16 protein-coding genes and 1 pseudogene are annotated in these 20,374 nt (G+C 73.6%); 7 read left to right on the forward strand and 10 right to left on the reverse strand.

Translation table 11 applies throughout. The features are described 5' to 3' along the window. Positions 1-2: 2 nt before the first annotated feature. Positions 3-773 carry a Sir2 family NAD-dependent protein deacetylase gene (locus CS0771_RS17845; protein ID WP_244870860.1) on the reverse strand — a complete coding sequence of 257 codons (771 nt, stop codon included), beginning with the start codon at positions 771-773 and terminating at the stop codon, positions 3-5. A gap of 30 nt (positions 774-803) precedes the next feature. Further along, positions 804-1,700, reverse strand: a complete 897-nt coding sequence (gene sigJ, locus CS0771_RS17850; protein ID WP_244870861.1) for an RNA polymerase sigma factor SigJ — start codon at positions 1,698-1,700, stop codon at positions 804-806. 140 nt (positions 1,701-1,840) lie between these two features. Here sigJ and CS0771_RS17855 point away from each other — a divergent pair, with 140 nt between their 5' ends. Further along, complete coding sequence (locus tag CS0771_RS17855; protein ID WP_212842045.1) at positions 1,841-2,242, forward strand: DUF6220 domain-containing protein; 402 nt, start codon at positions 1,841-1,843, stop codon at positions 2,240-2,242. Positions 2,243-2,253: 11 nt separating this feature from the next. Here the strand turns inward: CS0771_RS17855 and CS0771_RS38820 are convergent, their stop codons facing one another. Further along, entirely contained in the window at positions 2,254-2,454 is a 201-nt protein-coding gene (locus CS0771_RS38820; protein WP_244870862.1) for an N-acetyltransferase, read from the reverse strand. Positions 2,455-2,889: 435 nt separating this feature from the next. Beyond that, on the reverse strand, positions 2,890-4,977 hold the full coding sequence (locus CS0771_RS17865; RefSeq protein WP_212842046.1) for a prolyl oligopeptidase family protein: 2,088 nt from the start codon (positions 4,975-4,977) through the stop codon (positions 2,890-2,892). 100 nt (positions 4,978-5,077) lie between these two features. On the opposite strand from CS0771_RS17865, the gene CS0771_RS17870 reads away from it, so the two are divergent. Beyond that, positions 5,078-6,124, forward strand: a complete 1,047-nt coding sequence (locus CS0771_RS17870; protein WP_212842047.1) for a glucose 1-dehydrogenase — start codon at positions 5,078-5,080, stop codon at positions 6,122-6,124. A gap of 224 nt (positions 6,125-6,348) precedes the next feature. Here CS0771_RS17870 and CS0771_RS17875 read toward each other — a convergent pair whose 3' ends face one another. From CS0771_RS17875 to CS0771_RS17885, 3 genes are read right to left on the reverse strand one after another with little or no spacing between them, the layout of a single operon-like run. Further along, the gene (locus CS0771_RS17875; protein ID WP_212842048.1) at positions 6,349-7,140 is read right to left on the reverse strand and encodes an alpha/beta fold hydrolase; all 792 of its coding nucleotides are present in this window, start codon (positions 7,138-7,140) and stop codon (positions 6,349-6,351) included. After that, positions 7,137-8,039: an SDR family oxidoreductase gene (locus CS0771_RS17880; RefSeq protein ID WP_212842049.1), complete on the reverse strand. Its 903-nt coding sequence runs from the start codon at positions 8,037-8,039 to the stop codon at positions 7,137-7,139. The genes CS0771_RS17875 and CS0771_RS17880 overlap by 4 nt, the downstream gene beginning before the upstream one ends. Further along, positions 8,036-9,532, reverse strand: a complete 1,497-nt coding sequence (locus CS0771_RS17885) for an NAD(P)/FAD-dependent oxidoreductase (protein WP_212842050.1) — start codon at positions 9,530-9,532, stop codon at positions 8,036-8,038. The genes CS0771_RS17880 and CS0771_RS17885 overlap by 4 nt, the downstream gene beginning before the upstream one ends. Positions 9,533-9,693: 161 nt before the next feature. On the opposite strand from CS0771_RS17885, the gene CS0771_RS17890 reads away from it, so the two are divergent. Beyond that, on the forward strand, positions 9,694-10,305 hold the full coding sequence (locus tag CS0771_RS17890) for a TetR/AcrR family transcriptional regulator (RefSeq protein WP_203753900.1): 612 nt from the start codon (positions 9,694-9,696) through the stop codon (positions 10,303-10,305). Between the two features lie 308 nt (positions 10,306-10,613). Beyond that, positions 10,614-12,731, forward strand: coding sequence for a glycoside hydrolase family 6 protein (locus CS0771_RS17895; protein WP_305834964.1), 2,118 nt, complete (start codon positions 10,614-10,616; stop codon positions 12,729-12,731). A 68-nt stretch (positions 12,732-12,799) separates the two neighbouring features. Here CS0771_RS17895 and CS0771_RS17900 read toward each other — a convergent pair whose 3' ends face one another. The 3 genes from CS0771_RS17900 to CS0771_RS17910 form a co-directional block, all read right to left on the reverse strand. Next, entirely contained in the window at positions 12,800-15,094 is a 2,295-nt protein-coding gene (locus CS0771_RS17900; protein ID WP_212842051.1) for a transglycosylase domain-containing protein, read from the reverse strand. Between the two features lie 104 nt (positions 15,095-15,198). Continuing rightward, positions 15,199-17,076 (reverse strand): class I SAM-dependent methyltransferase, encoded by a 1,878-nt coding sequence (locus CS0771_RS17905; protein WP_212842052.1) that lies wholly within the window; start codon positions 17,074-17,076, stop codon positions 15,199-15,201. Beyond that, positions 17,073-17,978, reverse strand: a complete 906-nt coding sequence (locus tag CS0771_RS17910) for a hypothetical protein (protein WP_244870863.1) — start codon at positions 17,976-17,978, stop codon at positions 17,073-17,075. Before CS0771_RS17910 ends, CS0771_RS17905 begins: the two co-directional genes overlap by 4 nt. Before the next feature lie 171 nt (positions 17,979-18,149). Here CS0771_RS17910 and CS0771_RS17915 point away from each other — a divergent pair, with 171 nt between their 5' ends. The 3 genes and pseudogenes from CS0771_RS17915 (at position 18,150) to CS0771_RS17925 (ending at position 20,359) form a co-directional block, all read left to right on the forward strand. Further along, a complete protein-coding gene (locus CS0771_RS17915; RefSeq protein ID WP_212842053.1) occupies positions 18,150-18,719 on the forward strand; it encodes a YceI family protein in 570 nt (189 codons plus the stop codon). Positions 18,720-18,858: 139 nt separating this feature from the next. Beyond that, positions 18,859-19,276 (forward strand): annotated as a pseudogene (locus CS0771_RS17920) (molybdopterin-binding protein); the annotation flags it as partial. A gap of 6 nt (positions 19,277-19,282) precedes the next feature. After that, a complete protein-coding gene (locus tag CS0771_RS17925; protein WP_212845895.1) occupies positions 19,283-20,359 on the forward strand; it encodes an ABC transporter ATP-binding protein in 1,077 nt (358 codons plus the stop codon). Positions 20,360-20,374 lie beyond the last annotated feature (15 nt).

A 20,374-nucleotide genomic window follows, 5' to 3' on the forward strand; every position in this document is an offset into this window, starting at 1 on the left:
CCCTACCGCCGCCCCTCGCCGCCCGCGACGCTGTTTCCGTGGGCGGCGAGCAGCGCCCGGACCAGCTGCGGCACAGCCTCGCTGATGGGCGTGCGCACCACCTCGTCGGCGATGACGTCGTACGGCGTCGGCTCGGCGTTGACGATGGTGATGTGGGCGCCCTCCGTCATCGCGATCGCGCACAGCGACGCGGCCGGCTGGACCGTGAGCGACGTGCCGATCGCCCAGAAGACCTGGCACGCCTTCGCGATCGCGCCCGCCTGGCTCAGCGTCTCGCCGTCCAGGTTCTCGCCGAACATGACCGTGCCCGCCTTGAGGATGCCGCCGCAGGACAGGCACGCCGGGTCCGGCTCACCCGCGGCGACCCGGTCCAGCGCGTCGCGCATCGTGCCGTGCTCGCCGCAGCCCGTGCACCGCACCGTGAACATGGTGCCGTGCAGCTCCAGCACCTTGCGCGGGGTCGAACCGGCCTTCTGGTGCAGGCCGTCGATGTTCTGCGTGATGATCCGCACGGGGAACCCGGCCCGCTCCAGTTCGGCCAGCGCCAGGTGCGCGGCGTTGGGCCGCGCGGTCCAGGCCGCGTTGTCGGCCCGCGCCAGCCAGGACCGCCGCCGCACCTCCGGGTCGGCCATGTAGTGCTCGTACGTGAACAGCTTCTCCGCGTCCGGGTCCCTGGTCCAGACACCCTGCGGACCTCGGAAGTCGGGAATGCCGGAGTCGGTCGAGATGCCCGCCCCGGTGAGGACGGCGATCATCGGCTTTCGATCGGTCATCCGTCCATGATCCCAGCGGCCGACAACCCGTTATCGGCTCGCGGTCCAGGGCCGGAGCTTGTCCGGGTTGCGCACCGCCCACACGTGCCGGACCAGCCCGTCCATCACCTCGAACGCGAACACCGCGACGACCGCGCCGTCCCGCAGCCCCACCAGCCCCGGCTGGCCGTTGACCGTACGCTCCACCAAGCTCAGCCCGGCCAGCCGCTCGACCATCCCGGCCGCGAACCGGGCGACCTCCGCGCGGCCCACGACCGGGCGCGGCACCGCGCTGACCAGGCCGCCGCCGTCGGCGACCACCGTCGCATCGGGATCGAGCAGCCCGAGCAGCGCCGCGATGTCCTTGGCCGCCCACGCCAGCCGGAAGTCCCGCACGACCTCGGTACGCCGGTCGCCGGCCGGGGGTGCGGTCCGTGCCGCGCCGACCCTGCGCCGAGCCGACACCGCGAGCTGACGGCAGGCCGCCGGGGTACGCCCCACGATGGCGCCGATCTCGGTGAACGGGTATCCGAACACGTCGTGCAGCACGAACGCGACCCGCTCGGCCGGCGTCATCGTGTCCAGCACGACCAGGAACGCCATGCTCACCGACTCGTCGAGGGTGATCCGGTCGGCCGGATCGGCGCCGCCCCACTCGGCCGGTTCGGGCAGCGGCTCGGGCAGCCACTCGCCGACGTAGCGTTCCCGGCGGGCCCGCGCGGAGCCGAGCAGGTCGAGGCAGATCCGGGTGGCCACCGTCGTCAGCCAGGCGCCCGGCGACGCGATCTCGTCCTGCTGCGCCGGGGTCAGCGCATACCAGCGGGTGAAGGTCTCCTGCACCGCGTCCTCGGCGTCGGCCAGCGAGCCGAGCAGCCGGTACGTCAGGTTGATCAGCTGCCGCCGCTCGTCCAGGACCGTACTCAGGCCCGGTTCGGCTGGGTGGTTCACGGGTGCTTCCTCTCGCCTGGCTCCCGCAGACAGTACGCCGCGTCACATCCGGGCCCGCGCGCCTCACATCCCGCGCGGCTGCGTCGTCGGACGGGTGAGACCGATCCGGACGGGATCGGCGACCTCGGGGAGGCACCGAAATGCGCAAGGCTTTCATCGGACTGGCGGCACTGTTGATGTTGGCTGTCGTCGCGGAGTTCTACTTCGCCGCGGCCGGGGCCGCCGAACCGGGCCTCTACCGGCCGCACCACGTGCTCGGGTACGTCATCTTCCTGCTGCCGCTGGTGATGGCGCTGGTCGCGGCGCTGGGCAGGCTGCCCCGGCGGCTCGTCGGCCTGGCGCTGCTCGTGGTCGGCCTGACCTCGCTGCAGGTGGTGATCGCGAAGGTCGCCCGCGCTCTCGGCGACGGCGGTGGCGGTCTGGTCTTCGGCCTGCACGCCGTCAGCGGCCTGGCCATCCCGCTCGTCGCCTGGCTGATCCTCCGCCAGGCCCGGGCCCTGCCCGCCACCACGGCCGAGCCCGCCACCGCAGTCGCCGACTGACGATCAGCTGGTCAGGAGGCGGCCAGGGGTTTGACCCAGCGGGACCACTGCGGCTGGCGGTGGTAGCCGGCGGCGGACCAGGCGCCGTGGGCGAGCTCGTTCTCGTCGAGCACCATCGCCCCGGCCCGCCGCCCGCCGAACCCGACGAAGCGCTGCTCCGCCGCGTCCAGCAGCGCCCGGCCGATGCCCTGACGCCGCCGCCCCGGATGCACCGCGAACCGGTAAAGGTGACAGCGCCAGCAGCGCCGTCACGGCCTCGGCGCTGTCGTCGCGGTCGGTGTTCTCGGCGGCGAGCTTCCAGAACGCGAGCACCAGTGCGACATCGGCGGGCTGGGCGGTACGCAGCGTGACGGTCATACCCCCGATGATCTCAACGTCCGCAGGCCCGCCACCCACGGGCCGGGCACTTCACGATGCGGCGTCACAACTTCTGGGTTGTACCTACAACCCAGAAGTTGTGACGCGCGAATCGTGTTGCCGCAGCCGGACGGCGGGTGCGAGCATGGCCGCGCGATGGGGGCGGGCGAAGGCGGGGCGCGGACGGCGGTCCGGGTGCGGGTGCATCCGGTCGGCGGGAGCCCGCACCGCGCCGGGACCAGGCGGGACACCACCTGGGAGTGCATGATCCTCGCGGTGGATCCGCGCCGTCAGCCCTGACCGGTGTACGCCCGCAGGAAGGCGAGCTCGTCGGCGTATAGGTCGAGGCTGCGGGAGACGGAGCGGTTGCCGTGGCCGACGTCGCCCTCGCGGCGCAGCAGCACCGGCCGGTCACCGGAGGTGGCGTGCTGGAGCGCGGCGGCCAGCTTGCGGGCGTGCAGCGGGTCCACCCGGCTGTCGCCGTCGAACACCGTGAACAGCACCGCCGGATAGGCCGTGCCCTCGCGCACGTGGTGGTACGGCGAGTAGGACAGCAGCCAGCCGAGCTGCTCCGGATCGGACGCCGTGCCGTACTCGCCGGACCAGGTGGTGCCGAGCCCGAACAGCTCGTAGCGGACCATGTCGAGCAGCGGTGCCGAGCACACCACCGCGGCGTACGCGGCAGGCCGCTGGGTCAGCGCCGCGCCGACCAGCAGGCCGCCGTTGGAACCGCCCATGATCGCGAGCTGCCCTGGGGTCGTGGTGCCCGAGGCGACGAGCCAGTCCGCCGCCGCGTGGAAGTCGTCGAAGACGTTCTGCTTACGGGCCAGCATGCCGTCGCGGTGCCACTGCTCGCCCTCCTCGCCGCCGCCGCGCAGGTTGGCCACGGCCCACACCCCGCCCGCCTCCGCCCACGCGATCGCCATCGCCGAGTACCACGGGGTCAGCGAGATGTTGAAGCCGCCGTACCCGTACAGCACGGTGGGCCGGGGACCGGCAGGCGCGCCGGCGCGGGATACGACGAACATGCGCACGTCCGTGCCGTCGGCCGAGGTGTAGGTGACCTGTTCGGTGACCAGGTCGCCGACCTCGGCCGCGCCGGGCGGGGCGGCCCACCGGGTGACCGTGCGGAACCGGGCGTCGAAGCGGTGCACCGTGCCCGGAGTGGTGTAGTCGCCGTACCCGAACCAGGCCTCGTGGCCGCCCTCCGGAAACGCGGTGAGCCCGTTGAGGCTGCCCACGCCGGGCAGTGCCACCTTGGCCACCTCCTCGCCGCCGGCCAGCTCGTGCACGGTCAGCTCGCTGAGCGCGTGCCGGGTCGTGGCGACCAGCAGCACGGGCGTCTCCAGCGCCGGGCCGTCGAGCACCACGTAGTCCTCCAGCACCGCGCCGGGATCCTCGGGGATCAGCTCCTGCCAGCTCTCGTACGCCAGGTCCGCCGGGTCGGCGACGCACAGCCGCCACCGGGGCGCGTCACGGTTGGTCTGCAGGTAGACGCGATCGCCGCGGAACTCGGCGTAGGTCAGCGCGTCGACGCCCCGCTGCACCGGGCGCAGCGCGGGGGTGTCCAGCGGGCTCGCCGAGAGGTCGGCCAGCCAGAGGTCGTTGCGCGGGTCGGTGCCCTGGGTCTCGCTGACGGTGAGCCAGCGGCCGTCGCGCGAGACCGACGGCCAGAAGTAGCGGCCGCGCGGCGAGTCGCCGCCCATGATCAGGACGTCGGTGTCCGGGTCGGTGCCGAGACGGTGCAGGTAGACGCGCCGGTGCAGCTTGTGATCGTCACCCGGGACGCTGCCGGGGGCGAGGAAGCGCGAGTAGTAGAAGGCGTGCCCGCCGGGCAGCCAGGCGATGCCGGTGTGCCGCATGCGGTCGATCGGGCCGTCCACCACCTCCCCGGTGGCCACGTCCATCACCCGGAGCAGCGGCTCCTCGGTCCCGCCCACCGACAGGGCGTACGCCAGCAGCGTGCCCTCCCGGGACGGGTAGTGGAAGTCCAGCGTGGTGGCGCCGGTCGGGTCGACGGCGTTGGGATCGATCAGCACCCGCTCGGCACCGTCCGGCTCGACGAGCCAGAGCACGGCGTGGTCCTGCTGGGGGGCGCGGCGCAGGTAGAAGCCGCGCCCGCCGCGCCAGACCGGGGTGCCGACCGCGCCGACCGCCATCAGCTGCGCCAGCCGGTCGCGCAGCGCGGCCCGGTCCGCCCAGCCCGCCCGGTGCTCCGCCAGCAGCGTGTCCTGCGCCCGCGACCAGTCCTCGACCGCCGGGTCGGCGGCGTCCTCCAGCCACCGGTACGGGTCGGCGATCCGGTGCCCGTGCACCTCCTCCACGAGGTTCGACCGGGCGGCGGGCGGGTACGTGGAGGGGGCACGGTCCGTGGACATGCCGTAAAGGATGCACTACGGAAGGTGCCGGTCGCACGTGCGAGTTACGGCTCTCCCGCTTTCCCGGCGGAGACGGGCCCACGGACCTAGGGTGACGGCTATGCGAGGTTTGATCGTCGAGACGGGACGCCCGGACTCGGCGCGGTACGTCGACGACCTGCCCGAACCGGACGAGTCCGAGGGGCAGGTGCTGGTGCAGGCGCTCGCGGTGGGCATCTGCGGCACCGACCGGGAGATCGTCGCGGCGGAGTACGGCACCGCTCCCGGCCCGGACGGGCGGCTGGTGCTCGGGCACGAGTCGCTGGGCCGGGTGATCTCCGACGACTCCGGCCGCTGGCAGCCCGGCGCCCTGGTCGCCGGGGTGGTGCGCCGGCCCGACCCGGTGCCGTGCGTGAACTGCCTGGTCGGCGAGTGGGACATGTGCCGCAACGGGCAGTACGTCGAGTGCGGCATCAAGGAGCGGCACGGCTTCGCCCGCGAGCGCTGGCGCGTCGAGCCCGACTTCGCGGTCGCGCTGGACCCGGCGCTGCTGGAGGTGGGCATGCTGCTGGAGCCGACCAGCGTGGTCGCCAAGGCCTGGGAGCACATCGAGCGTATCGGCCTGCGTGCCCGCTACGAGCCAAGCACCGTGCTGGTCACCGGCGCCGGGCCGATCGGCCTGCTCGCGGCGCTGCTGGGCCGCCAGCGCGACCTCGAGGTGCACGTGCTGGACCGGGCCGAGGACGGCCCGAAGCCGGAACTGGTGGCGGGACTGGGCGCGACGTACCACTCCGGCTCGGTGTGCGACGTCGGCTTCAAGCCCGACATCGTGCTGGAGTGCACCGGCGCGCCGCAGGTCATCGCCCAGGTCATCGACCAGGTCGGGCCGAACGGCACCGTCGCGCTGACCGGCGTCTCCAGCGGCGGCCGCAAGCTCGCCCTGGACCTGGGCGGCCTCAACCGCGACATGGTCCTGGAGAACAACGTGGTCTTCGGCTCAGTCAACGCCAACCTGCGCCACTGGCAGGAGGCCGCCCACGCGCTCCGCTCCGCCGACCCCGACTGGCTCGCCGCCCTCATCACCCGCCGCGTCCCCGCCGACCACTACGCCGAGGCCCTCGAAAACCGCCCCGACGACATCAAGGTCGTCCTCGACTTCGCCCCCTGACGCCCACCCGCCCCGCCCGACCCGCGCCGCCCGACCCGCGCCGGCCCGCGGTCCGCGCGGCGCGCGCCTTGATCGTCCGACTTGCCTGGCACATGGGCGAAAGCGGCTTCAAGATACGTCCGTCTGCCAGGCAAGTCGGACGATCATGCCCGGCCCGGCCCGCCCGGCCCGCCCGGGGCGGCGCGGTGTGGCTCGGCCCGGCGTCCGTTCGGCGAGGCGGGCCGTCAGGCAGGGGTGTGGGTGGTGGTGAGGATGGTCTCGGCGAGGAGGTCTGGGGCGTCGCTCATGGGGATGTGGCCGCAGCCGGGAAGGGTGACGTGGCGGGCGTGGGGCAGACGCTCGCGGGCGATGGCGGCCTGGCGGGGGAGCAGGATGCGGTCGCGGTCGCCCCAGGCCACGGTGACCGGCACGTCCGGTGCGCCGCGGAAGTGGTAGCCCTTGCCGGCGGCACGGGCGACCGACCGGAAGCCGGCGCCGTCCCGCATGGCCAGGGCGTCGGACAGCGCCCGTTCCTCGCCGATGCGGCCGGGGTGCGTCATGAGCATCGCGAACGCCAGCGCGCGGGTCGGCGACGGGCGCATGTTGGCGCGCAGCAGCGGGCGCGGCAGCAGGGTGCCCCAGCGGATCGCGGTGAGCACGGTGACCGCGTACCGCGCGTGCCAGCGGGTCCAGAAGCCGGCGGGGGAGATCGCGGTGGCCGAGGCGACGTGCCCGGCCGCGGCCAGCTCCAGCGCGATCGCGCCGCCGAGGCTGTTGCCCGCGACGTGCGGCCGGTGCAGGCCCTGCGCGGTCAGCCACTGCGCGAGCTGCGCGACGCTGGCGGCCATGTCGCCCGGCATGCCGCCGTCGGGCACGGGGGAGCGGCCGAAGCCGGGCAGGTCGATCGCGATCACGTCGTGCGCCTCGGCGAGCCGGTCCAACACGGGCTCCCAGGCCCGCCAGTGGTGGCCGATGCCGTGGATGAGCAGCAGCGGCTCGCCGGACCCGCGCCGCTCGTACGCCACCTCGATGCTCATGCCGCCCCCTCGCGCGTCTCGGTGCTGTGTACGCCGAAGGAGCGGCCCAGCGCCGCGACCTCCTGCTCCATGCGTGGCACCAGCGTCCGTGAGCGCCGCCCGACCAGCGCGTCGGCCAGCCGCGAGTTCACCAGCGTGCGCAGCCAGTGCACTCCGGCGATCGAACGTGGCACGTACACGCGGCGGCGGCGCCGCTCGATGCCGCGTACGAACGCCCGCGCGCAGCGCTCCACGGAGGTGATCGAGCCGACGGGCCAGGGCATGGTGCGGAACGAGTCGCGGAACGACGGCAGGTCGGCGCGGGCGTCGCGGACCAGGTCGGTGTCGATCCAGCCGGGGTGCGCGGTGCCGACGCCCACCCCGTGGTGGGCCAGCTCCAGCCGCAGCGCGGTGCCGAAGTGCTCGACCCCGGCCTTCGCCGCGCAGTACGCCGACATGCCCGGCAGCGCCGCGAACGCGGCCGTGGACGACACCAGCAGGTAGTAGCCGCGGGCGGCGATGACCGGGGCGGCGGTGGCGGCGACGGTGCGCATCACGCCGATCAGGTTCACCTCGACGGTGCGGGCCAGCGCGCCGATGTCGCCGGTCGCGACCGTGCCCAGGCTCGCGACTCCCGCGTTGGCGACGACGGCGTCGATGCGCCCGAAGGCGGCCAGCGTCCCGGCCACGGCCCGGTCCAGCGCGGCCGAGTCGGTCACGTCGGCGGCGAACCAGGCGGCGGTGCCGTCGCCGTGCGCGGCGTCGAGCTCGTCGGCGAGCAGCCGCAGCCGGTCCGGCTCCAGCCCGGCCAGCGCGAGCCGGGCCCCACGGGCGGCGGCGAGCCGGGCGGTGTACTCGCCGATGCCCCGGGCGGCCCCGGTGACCAGCACGACCTGCCCGGACAGGGGCGGCGGCGTCACCGGGTCGCCCCGGCGGTCGCGGCGCGGGCGGGCACGGCCCGGTACGCGCCGGGGTCGAAGCGCCGCGTACGCAGCCAGTACGTCCAGGTGTAGCCCGGCCACAGGGTCGAGTTGCGGCCGTGCTCGTCGAGATACCAGCTGCGGCAGCCGCCGGTGCTCCACACCGTGCCGGCCATCCGCCGGTCCAGCGCCTCGTTGTAGCGCCGCTGCGTGTCCGGGTCGGGCTCGATGGCGGCACCGGTCCGGTCCAGGTGCCGCAGCGCGCCGAGGAGGTAGCCGAGCTGGCATTCGATCATGAAGACCACCGAGTTGTGGCCTAGCCCGGTGTTCGGCCCGAGCAGCAGGAACAGGTTCGGGAAGCCGGACACGGCGACGCCGCGGTAGGCGTACATGCCGCCCGCCCAGTGCTCGGCCAGGGTGCGCGCGTCGGTGCCCCGGATGGCGTGCGCCATCGGCAGGTCGGTGACGTGGAAGCCGGTGCCGAACACGATCGTGTCCACGGCGTGGGTACGCCCGTCCGCGGTGACCACCCCGTCCGCGGTGACCCGGGTGATCGGCTCGGTGACCACGTCCACGTTGTCGCGCGCCAGCGCGGGATAGAAGTCGTCGGACAGCAGCACGCGCTTGCAGCCCATGGTGTAGCGCGGGGTCAGCTTCTCCCGCAGCGCCGGGTCGGCCACCGAGCGGCGCAGGTGCCGCCGGGCGACGGCCTGGCCCACCCGCATCAGCGCCGGGCGTAGGAACGCGGTGCCCTGCAGTTCGCGGCCCCAGTAGGCGGCGGTCCGGGCCAGCCGGTGGGTGACCGGCGCGGCGCGGAACAGCCGCCGCTCCAGCGTGGTGATCCGCCGGTCGCCGCGCGGCAGCACCCAGGCCGGGGTGCGCTGGAACAGCGTCAGCCGCGCGGCCTGCGGCGCGAGCCGCGGCACGAACTGGATCGCCGAGGCGCCGGTGCCGACGACGGCGATCCGCCGCCCGCGCAGGTCGAGGTCGTGCCGCCAGCGCGCGGAGTGGAACGTCTCGCCCCGGAAGCCCGCCAGGCCGGGCAGGTCCGGGATGGACGGCTCGGTGAGCGGCCCGCCCGCCGCGACCAGCACGTCGGCCGAGTACACCCCGTGTGAGGTGTCCAGCCGCCACACCTGGGACTCGGCGTCCCAGGCCGCGCCGTGCACCTCGTGGCCCAGCCGCAGGTGCGGGCGTACGCCGTGCTCGTCGGCGCAGCGGCGCAGGTAGGCCCAGATCTCGGGCTGCGGCGAGAAGCTGCGGCTCCAGCCGGGGTTGCGGGCGAACGAGAAGGAGTACAGGTGTGACGGCACGTCGCAGGCGCAGCCGGGGTAGGTGTTGTCGCGCCAGGTGCCGCCCACCTCGGCGCCCCGGTCGAACACCAGGAAGTCGCGGTGGCCCGCGCCGCGCAGCCGGATCGCCGCGCCGATGCCGCCGAACCCGGCCCCGATGATCGCGATGCGGGTGTGGCGGGGCCCGTCCTTGCTGTTCACCGGTGACCTCCTCGGCGATGGCGACTGGTACCCATCAGTACCAGGAGCGCTGCCTCAGAAATTACCACCGGGTAACACGGCGCGGAAGGACCGAAAAGCGTGCGGGCCGCCGGTACAGTCGGCACCCATTCGACCCTGTGCTTCCGAGCAGCGGAGGAGCCATGGCCGCCCCCACCAGAACGTTCGAGTCCGTCCGGCGCGACCTGACCACGGCGCTGGCCACCTGCGTGGCGGAGAAGGGTTACGCGTCCACCACCATCGCCGACGTCGTGGCGCTGGCCCGCGTCTCCAAGCGCACGTTCTACGAGCACTTCTCCGCCAAGGAGGAGTGCCTGATGGCGCTGTACGAGCACGTCTGCGACCGGCTCATGCTGATCATCAGGGCGGCCGCCTCCGGTGACCAGCCGTGGCCGCAGCGCATCAGCGACGGCGCCGCGGCGTATCTCGGCGCGCTGGAGACCATGCCCGCGTTCACCCGGACCATGCTGGTCGAGGTGCAGGCGGCCGGGCACCGCGCGTTCCAGCTGCGCCAGCGCACCCTGCAGCGCTTCGCCGGCACGCTGGTCGACCTGGTCGAGGGCGGCCGGCTCACCGACCCCGAGCTGCAGCCGCTGTCGCAGCCGCAGGCGCTGGCCATCGTCGGCGGGATCAACGAGCTGCTGCTGCACGCCATCGACCCGTACGCCGACACCGCCGGCCCGGACGTGCAGGGTCGCTTCGCCGCGCTGCACGAGGACGTGGTCCGCCTGATCTCGGCGGTGCTCAAGGGCTGAAGCTGCACAGCGGGTGATCAAGACATAGACATCCGGTGTTGTGTCAGGGATGTTTCCTGTGCGACGATGACCGCGTTCGCGTTGGGAGCACGCGCGACATCCTCGCCGAGGGCACCCGGTTTGCACCACCGGGACGGCGACGGCACGGACCGGTTCTGGTCGCGTGCGTTCACCTCAGTTCCGCCCGCCGGGCCGGGCAATCCGCAGCACTGCGTGACGCCCCCGGCGCGGCCCTCCTCCCGGCCGTGGCCTAGGCGTCCACACCGGACCCCGGCCCCGGGGCCCGGCCAAGGCCCAAGGAGTAGGCAATGAGATTCCCGATCACCCTGTCCGGAAGGCGCAAGGCGATAGCGCTGACCGGCGCGAGCGCCCTCGTGGTAGCGGGCCTCGTGACGCTGCCCGCCGCGATGGCGCACGCCGCACCCGGCTGCGACATCACCTACGCCACCAACGAGTGGACCGAGGCGCCGGGCTCCGGCGGCTTCACCGCCAACATCACCGTGAAGAACACCGGTGACGCGCTCACCAGCTGGACGCTGCGCTACTCGTACGCCAACGGCCAGACCCTCACCCTGCCCGGCTGGTCGGCCAACTGGGCCCAGTCCGGCGCGAACGTCACCGCCTCGAACCTGTCCTACAACGGCGCGCTGGCCACCGGCGCGTCGACCAGCATCGGCATCAACGGCCGCTGGTCGGGCAGCAACGCCAAGCCGACGTCGTTCACGCTGAACAACACCACCTGCACCACCGGCGGCGTGACCCCGAGCCCGAGCACCAGCCCGAGCACCGGCCCGAGCCCCAGCACGAGCCCGAGCAGCAGCCCGAGCCCGCAGGCCCGCTCGATCATCATCTCGCCGGCGTCGGTGAGCGTGGCCGAGGGCTCCAGCTCCTCGGTGACGGTCAAGCTGAGCGCCGCGCCGACCTCCAACGTGACCGTGACGCTGGCCCGCTCCGGCGACACCAGCATCACCGCCCCGTCCTCGGTCACCCTGACTCCGTCGAACGCGGTGGCGGGTGTGGCCGTCTCCATCGCCGCCGCCGAGGACAGCGACCAGACCCACGGCACCGCGACCGTCGCGGCGTCCGCCTCGGGCTACACCGGCGCCTCGCTGGCGGTCACCGAGATCGACAACGACATCACGCAGAGCGGCAAGGTCGACAACCCGTACGCCGGCGCGACCGGCTACGTGAACCCGAACTGGCGCTCCCGGGCCGTCGCCGAGCCGGGCGGCTCGCGGGTGGCCAACACCTCCACCGGCATCTGGCTGGACCGGATCGCGGCCATCGCGGGCAACAGCACCACCATGGGCCTGCGGGCGCACCTGGACGAGGCCGTGCTGCAGGACGCCGCCAACGGCTCCGCCGCGCTGACCATCCAGTTCGTCATCTACAACCTGCCCGGCCGCGACTGCTCGGCGCTCGCGTCCAACGGTGAGCTGGGCGTCGACGAGCTGCCGCGCTACAAGGCGGAGTACATCGACCCGATCGCGGCGATCATGTCCGACACGAAGTACAGCAACCTGCGCATCGTGGCGATCATCGAGATCGACTCGCTGCCGAACCTGGTGACCAACCTCAACATCGCCAAGTGCGCCACGATGAACTCCAACGGCGGCTACGTCAAGGGCGTCGGGTACGCGCTGAACAAGCTGGGCGCCATCGCGAACGTGTACAACTACATCGACTCGGCCCACCACGGCTGGATCGGCTGGGACACCAACTTCGGCCCGACCGCGGTCAAGCTGAAGGAGGCGGCGGTCGCCGAGGGCAGCACGGTCAGCAAGGTGCACGGCTTCATCACCAACACCTCCAACTACTCGGCGCTGGTCGAGCCGTACATCAACATCAGCGGCACCATCGGCGGCCAGCCGGTGCGCCAGGCCAAGTGGGTCGACTGGAACTACTACGCCGACGAGCTGTCGTTCGCGCAGGCGTTCCGCAACCGCCTGGTCCAGGAGGGCTTCACCTCCAACATCGGCATGCTGATCGACACCTCGCGCAACGGCTGGGGCAACTGCGTGCAGACCCCGTGCCAGCCGATCCAGACCACCCGTCCCACCGCGGCCAGCACCTCGACCGTGCTGGACACCTACATCAACCAGTCGCGCATCGACCGGCGTATCCACCCCGGCAACTGGTGCAACCAGGCCGGTGCCGGCATGGGCGAGCGCCCGACCGCCGCGCCGCAGCCCGGCATCGACGCCTACGTCTGGATCAAGCCTCCGGGCGAGTCCGACGGCTCCAGCTCCCTCATTCCGAACGACGAGGGCAAGGGCTTCGACCGGATGTGCGACCCGACCTACACCGGTAACCAGCTCAACGGCAACAACATGACCGGCTCGCTGGGCAACGCCCCGATCTCGGGCCAGTGGTTCTCGGCCCAGTTCCAGCAGCTGATGGCCAACGCCTACCCCCCGCTGTCCTGACCGAGTTAAGAAGGGCACCTTCTCATCGCTTTGCGATGTAGAAGGTGCCCTTCTTAACGTCCTGCTGGTCAGCCGCCGATGCCGAACGGCAGGCGGAAGCGGCTGCCGCTGTCGTCCCGGCCGCCGGAGCCGCCCTCGTCCTCCGAGCCGCCGTCGTCGCCGGAGCCGTCGTCACCGCGGTTGTCGTTGCCGTTGCCCGAGTGGTCGCCGTCGTTGCCGCGGCGGTTGTCGTTGTCGCGCTCACGGTCGTCGCGGGACTCGTCAGGCTTCGGCTTCTCCTCGGGCTCCTGCTGGCGCGGGGCGAACGCCCGTTCCTGCGACGGGGCCGGGAAGTCCTTGACCTCCAGCCCCTCCGAGCCGGTGGCCAGCGTCTGCGCGACCGCCCGGTACACCTTCGGCAGCACCGCGGCGCCCACCGCGTCGGCGTGGCTGTCCGGGTTGGCCGCGATCGCCGCCGCCGCGAGCTGCGGGGTGAACGCCGCGAACGTCTCCGTCATGTTGTCCTGCGAGCTACCGGTCTTGCCCGCGACGGGACGGCCGCCGAGCAGCCCGGACACGGCGGTCGCGGTGCCGCCGTCGCAGCGGCCGAAGGCGCCGCTCTGGCCGACCGGGCAGCGCGCCGCGTCGGTCGCCGCGCGGGCCACCTCCGGGTCGAGCGCCTGGCCGCAGCCGGGGTGGACCACGTCCAGCGCGCGGCCCGCGGCGTCGGTCACCGACTCCACCGGCTGCGGCGTGCAGTAGCGGCCGTCGGCGGCCAGCGTCGCGTACGCGTTCGCGAGGTCCAGCGGGGTGGTCAGCGAGGCGCCCAGCACGAACGAGCCCCAGCCGGCCGCGTCGGTCGCGGCGTGCTCGGCATCGTTCGGGTGGCGGAACTTCACCCCGAGGCGCTGCGCCATCTCGATGGTCTTGTCCGCGCCGGTCTCCTGCTCCAGCCACACGAAGTACGTGTTCACCGACCGGCCGAAACCGGTCCACATGTTGCGCCTGCCGTCCATCCAGGAGCTGTTGTCGTTCTTCGGGCACCAGTAGCCGTCGCAGCTGACCGGGCTGTCCTTCGGCTCCGGCCAGATCGTCTTCAGCCGCGACGGCGAGTCGAAAGTGGTGTCCAGCGTCTTGCCGGCCTCCAGCGCGGCGAGCATGGTGAACATCTTGAACGTCGAGCCGGCCTGGTAGCCGTAGACGCTGCCGCCGCCCGCGACGAGCTGGTTCATGGTGTTGCCGGCGCCGGCCGCGGCGCTGTAGTGCCGGTTGACCGCCAGCGCCAGCACCTTGCCGGTGCCCGGCTGCACCACGGCCATCGGCAGGGCGCGCTTGTTCGCGTACCCGTACACCTTGGTGACCTGCTGCTGGGCCGCGTTCTGCAGCTTCGGGTCCAGCGTGGTGACGATGCGGTAGCCGCCCTGCCGCAGCGCCTGCTCGCGCTGCTCGGCGGTGTCGCCGAACGCGCTCTGGTCCCGCCACCAGCTGCGGAAGTAGTCGCAGAAGAAGCCCCAGCCCGCGCGCGAGGCGGTGCAGTCGTTGGGGCTGGCGCCGCGCTTGAACTTCGGGGTGACCGCGCGCGCCGCGTCGGCCTGCGCCTGCGTGATCGCGCCGGTGCCGGTCATCGCGGCCAGCACGTACTCGCGCCGGCCGAGCGCCTGCTTCTCGTCGCCGGTCAGCGGGTTGTCCGCCTCGGGCGACTGCAGCAGCCCGGCCAGCAGCGATCCCTCGCCCAGGGTCAGCTTCGCCGGGTCCTTCGAGAAGTACGTGTGCGAGGCGGCGTAGATGCCGTACGCCCCGGCGCCGAAGTACGCGATGTTCAGGTAGCGCTCGAGGATCTGCTCCTTGGTGAGCTGCTTCTCCACCGCCAGCGCGTACCGCGCCTCACGGATCTTGCGGGTGGCGGACTGCTCGGTGGCGGCCGCCCGCTCCTCCGGCGACAGCGACGGGTCGCCCTTGAGCACGTTGCGCACGTACTGCATGGTCAGCGTCGAGGCGCCCTGGGAGACGCCGCCGCTGGTGCCGTTGGCGACCACCGCGCGCAGCACGCCCTTGAGGTCGACGCCGTGGTGCGAGTAGAAGCGCGCGTCCTCGGCCGCGACCACGGCCTGCGCCGCGACCGGGGCCACCTCGGCCAGGGTCACGTCGCGCCGGTTCTCGTCGTAGAAGGTGGTGACCACGGTCTTGCCGTCGTTGGCGTACAGGTAGCTCGCCTGCGCCGTGGTCGGGTGCTTGAGCACCTCCGGCAGCTCGTCGTACGCCGGCGCGGACTGCTCCACGGCCCAGTTGGCCAGCGCCGCGGCGGGCATGGCCCCGGCGGCGACGACCGCCCCGGCGACCACGGCCACCAGAGTGAGACGGGTCATCCGGGTGAGCTGCGGCATCACGGCACCTTCGGGGGAGGAGGCGGGGATGCTCAAGCCTGCCCGGAGATCGCCGATCTGCCAGGTTTTGTGGGATACATCGCACTTGAGCTGGGCATATCCACCTACCTGCGGCGGAGCCGCCGGGCCGCCCCGCGTGCCCAGCGGGCCGGGGCGAGCAGCGCCCGGCCCAGCCGGAAGCTCGCCGAGCCCTTCAGCTGCGCGACGGTCTGCCGCGCGGCCCGTGCCGCCTCCTCGGCGGCCCGCCGCTGCTGCTCCGCGCGGGCCGCCACCCCGCGCGTGTGCGCCAGCTCGCCGCGCAGCCGCCGGTCGGCCAGCAGCAGCTCCCGATACGCGGCGACGTCGGGCGCGGTGCCGGTGCCGACCGCGGCGGCCCGCCGCGCCAGCCGGTCCCGCCCGGCCTGATCCAGCCCCGCCGCGGCGGCCCGCAGGTCCGCGTCGAACTCCACCGCGGCGGTCACCGCGGCCGGGTCCGGCCGGTCCCCGGCCGCGCCGATCAGGACCGGCGTCAGTTCAGCGGCGTCCAGCGTGCTGGGCCACGGGTGCACGGCACCGCTGATCAGCAGCCGCTCCGCGAACCGGTGCAGGGTGCGCGCCAGCACCACCGGGAACGGCCGTGCTCCTGCCGACCACGACGGGTCGAGCACGGCCGGGCCGCCGGGCGACAGCGCCAGCCCGTCCAGACCCGCGCACGCGTAGGCCCCGGCGACCTCCCCCTGCTCGTCGGCGTGGCCGCGCAGCCAGTCCGCGTACGCCGTCAGCAGCGCGCGCGCACGTGGCGTGTCCCGGCGGCGGCACGCGTCCCGCAGCACCCGCTCGAACCCGGGCCCGGCAGGTACAGGTCCCGCCGCCGCCGCGACGTCCCGCGTGATCCCGAACAGCTCGCCGTCCGGGGCGGCCGATGTGCCGGCAGCGCGCTCGCCTCCCGTGAAGGTCCAGGTCACCGCATATGGCCCCGTGGCGGGCTCGGCATGGATCAGCTCCGGCAACACCGCGCCCGGACGGGCGGCCGGCCGCTCACCGCTCTCCGGCATCGGTCCGTGGCCGGGATGCATCCCAGAAGTTGCGAGGGCACCTTCCGGGATGCCTGGTCCGGCGGATGCGTCGGCCTGCGGCACCGTGGTGCTCGGCCGTACGGCCGCCACCAGCCACAGCGGGGCGAAGGCCGGGCCCAGCCCGTTGGCGAGCGCGTCGGCCGCGAGGGCGTGCGGGTCACTGAGCACCGCTGCTCCGTCCCTGCCCGCCCAGGCGCCCGCGAGCGCGAGGTCCACCGCCGCGCCCATACCCCCGGGCGCGTCGGGGCCGCAGGCCTCCGGGTCGAGCAGCAACGCGGGGGCGAGCGGGTCGGGGTAGCCCAGCCACAGGCGGCGCATCGTCAGGCCGTCGCGGGCCAGCACCGCGCGCAGCCGGTCCGGGCTGCCGGGCCGCTCGGGATCGGCGGCGGCGGGCGCGTGCCAGTGCCGGTCGGCCGCCTCGTGGGGAGTGGGCGTCAGCGCGGTCAGCTCGTGTACGCCCAGCGGGTTGGCCACGCCGAGCAGCAGCAGCCCGCCCGGCGTGAGCAGGGCCGCGAGCGCGTCGAGTGCCGGCACCCAGCCCGGCTGCGGACCCTCGGCCGACACGACCCGGTCCAGCCCGTCCAGGGCCACGATCACGTCGTACGCGCGCCCGGCGACCGCCTCCGGCCCGCCGCAGACCACCTCCGCGCCGACGGCCCGCGCCGCGTCGACGGCGTCCTGGCGGGAGCGCAGCAGCCAGGTGATCCGTTCGGGCGGCACGGGGAGCCCGGCGACGAGGGCCGGGTCGTGCGGCCCGGCGACCAGCACCCGGGCTTGCGGTGGCACGGCGCGGGCCAGCAGCGCCGCAGCGGCACGGCCGCCGCACGGGCCCGGCGGGCCGGTGAGATCGGACCAGTGCGGCATCTCCACCGGGGTCCGCGCCACCGTCCCCGCAGTGGCCGGGCGATCGCGTTCGACCGTGCTCACGCCGCCTCCTTCACTGTCGTGACCAGCGTGGCGGGCCGGGCGTCGGCCGTCGTGGCGCGCGCCGGAAGGCCGGGCGGGGCGTCCGCGCCGGGCGGCTCCGGCCAGCCGAGCAGCGCGCGCAGCTCGGCGGGGGAGGCGAGGTGGGCCAGGCCCAGCTCGTCGTGGGCGATCGCGCGGGCGGTGGCCAGGTCCACCTGCTCGCCGTGCAGCGGCGCCCACTGGCGGCGGACCCGCTCGGCGCCGCCCATGGTCTGGTCCTCGCCGTCCAGCGTCATCGGGTCGCCGTACACGGCGGGTTCGCAGCCCGCGGTGATGCCGTAGAGGACCGCGGTGGACAGCCGGTTGGACGCCACCCGCCGGTGCCGGCGCAGCGTGGCGAGCTGGCGGTGCAGGAAGTCCGGGTCGCCGTCGCGCCGCCCCCAGCCGCGCCGGCCGTGGCAGACGACCTCGAACCCGGCCCGCTCGTACACGTCGCGGACCCGGGGTGCGGTGTACTCGTTCCAGTGCAGGCAGATGGTGACCGGCTCGGTCTCCACCGCGCGGATGGTGTCCACGAGCCGCCGGTGGTCGCCGAGCACCTCCTGCTTCTCCCAGCCGTGGAAGGGATAGAACACGGTCCCGGCGCGCGCGGCGGGCTTCTCGGGCGCCATCCGCAGCAGGTACGCCCACGGCGCGCCCAGCACGAACACGTTGCGGCGGCCCAGTGACCAGGCGCGGCGGCGGGTCTGCTCGGACCACACCAGCAGCGGGTCGTGTCCCTCGATGCGGGCGTGCAGCTCCCAGCCGTCCCCGATGTTCCAGCCGTGCTGCAGGTAGCCGCGCACCCGCGGTTGCGGGTCGGTCAGCCCGCACCACGCGCCCAGGATCGCGGCGTGGCCGTAGAAGTGGTTCACGTGGTGCATGACTGTGGGCGCCCCCGCAGTTGCCTATATGTCACGCAATCCTCGCAGAAGCCGCACCGTCGCGTCCGACACGCCGGAAAAGTTCCGGGCCATGAGGTGGAAATATCGTTGCGGCGCGTATAGTTGAACCATCACGTAAAGGCTTCCGCCACGAACCTGGAGGACATCGTCATGACCACGAACACCCGTACCTGGCACGGTCTCACCATCCCCACCGCCGGCACCTTCGTGCTCGACGCCGCCCACACGCGGGTCGGGTTCGTCATCCGGCACCTGGTGGTGAGCAAGGTGCGCGGCGCGTTCAAGGACGTGGCCGGTGAGATCGTCATCGCGGAGGAGCCGCTGGACTCTTCGGTCAACGCCGTGATCCAGGCGGCCAGCATCGACACCGGCGTCGCCGACCGCGACAACCACCTGCGCACCGGCGACTTCCTGGAGGCCGAGAAGTACCCGGAGCTGAGCTTCCGCAGCACCGGCCTGCGCGCGGTGTCCGGCGAGAACTTCATCCTCGTCGGCGACCTGACCATCAAGGACGTCACCAAGCGCGTCGAGCTGGAGCTCGAGTTCGGTGGCGTGCAGAAGAGCCCGTACGGCCAGGAGGTCATCGGCTTCAGCGCGACCACCGAGATCGACCGCGAGGACTTCAACGTGACCTGGAACCAGGCGCTGGAGACCGGCGGCATGATGCTCGGCAAGACGCTGAAGATCGAGATCGAGGGCGAGGCCGTTCGCCAGGCCTGACCTGGACGGGCTCCGCGCGGCCGCGACCACGGGGTGGGTCGCGGCCGCGCGTCCAAGATCGCGCGATGATCGAGCCCGGCGGGCCGGGGTCGGGCCAAGGACGCCGGGCCGTCGCAGATGCGAGGGGTAGATTCGGCGCATGACCGCATTCCGGATCGGCGAGGCCGCGGAGCTGCTGGGCGTCAGCGCCGACACGGTGCGCCGGCTCGTCGACTCCGGGCGGCTGCCCGCCCGCCGCGACGAGCACGGGCATCGGGTGGTGGCCGGGGGAGACCTGGCGGCGTACGCCCGCGCGCGGGCCGACGACCCCGACGGCCGCGCGGACCGCTCCTCGGCCCGCAACCGGATGCGCGGCATCGTCACCGCCATCGTCAAGGACACCGTCATGGCGCAGGTCGACATCCAGGCTGGGCCGTTCCGGGTGGTGTCGCTGATGAGCCGCGAGGCCGTCGACGAGCTGGGCCTCGACATCGGCAGCGTCGCGGTCGCCGTCATCAAGTCCACCAACGTGGTCGTCGAACGTGACTGATCCGCCGGGGCCGCGCGCCGATCCCGTGACCCTGGTGGGCGGGTGGCCCGCCGAGCGAGCGCTGCTCAGCGCGCACCTCGTGGTCGAGCGGCCCCGGTTCCGGCTGGACGTGGCGCTCACCGCCGGACCGGGCGAGGTCGTCGCGCTGCTCGGGCCCAACGGCGCGGGCAAGACCACCGCGCTGCGTGCCCTGGCCGGGCTGCTGCCGCTGCACGGCGGGCGGCTGCGCCTGGGCGAGGTGCTCCTCGACGACCCGGCGGCCGACGTGTACGTGCCGCCCGAGCGCCGCCGCGTCGGCGTGGTGTTCCAGGACCACCTGCTCTTCCCGCACCTGTCCGCGCTCGAGAACGTCGCCTTCGGGCCCCGCTCCCGGGGCGACGGCCGCCGCGCCGCCCGCGCCGAGGCGCAGCGCTGGCTGGAGCGCTTCGGGCTGGCGGAGTACGCCGCGCGGCGCCCCCGGCAGCTGTCCGGAGGGCAGGCGCAGCGGGTGGCGCTGGCGCGGGCGCTGGCCGTACACCCTGATCTGCTCCTGCTGGACGAGCCGCTGGCCGCGCTGGACGCGCGGACCCGGATGGAGACGCGCGCCCGGCTGCACCACGACCTGCGCGCGCACGAGGGCGCGACCCTGCTGATCACGCACGATCCGCTGGACGCGCTGGTGCTCGCGGACCGGCTGGTGATCATCGAGGACGGGCGCATCGTGCAGGAGGGCGACGCCGCCACGGTCACCGCGCGCCCGCGCACGGAGTACGTGGCCCGCCTCGTCGGGCTGAACCTCTACCGCGGCCGGGCGGCCGGGCACGACGTCACCCTGGACGGCGGGTTCACCATGGTCGCCGACGACGAGGTGCACGGTGAGGCGTTCCTCGCGTTCCCGCCCTCGGCCGTGGCGCTGTATCCGCAGCGGCCCGCGGGCAGCCCCCGGAACACGTGGGCGGCGACGGTGGTCGGGGTGCTGCCGCACGGCGACCACCTGCGCGTCGAGCTGGGCGGCCCGATCCACGCCGCCGCCGAGATCACCCCCGCCGCCGCGGCCTCCCTCGGCCTGCTCCCCGGGACGGAGGTCTGGGCCGCGGTGAAGGCCACCGAGACCCGCGCGTACCCGTACTGACCCGGCCCGCCCCGG

Origin of the sequence: Catellatospora sp. IY07-71, from assembly GCF_018326265.1 — a bacterium.
GTDB lineage: Bacteria > Actinomycetota > Actinomycetes > Mycobacteriales > Micromonosporaceae > Catellatospora.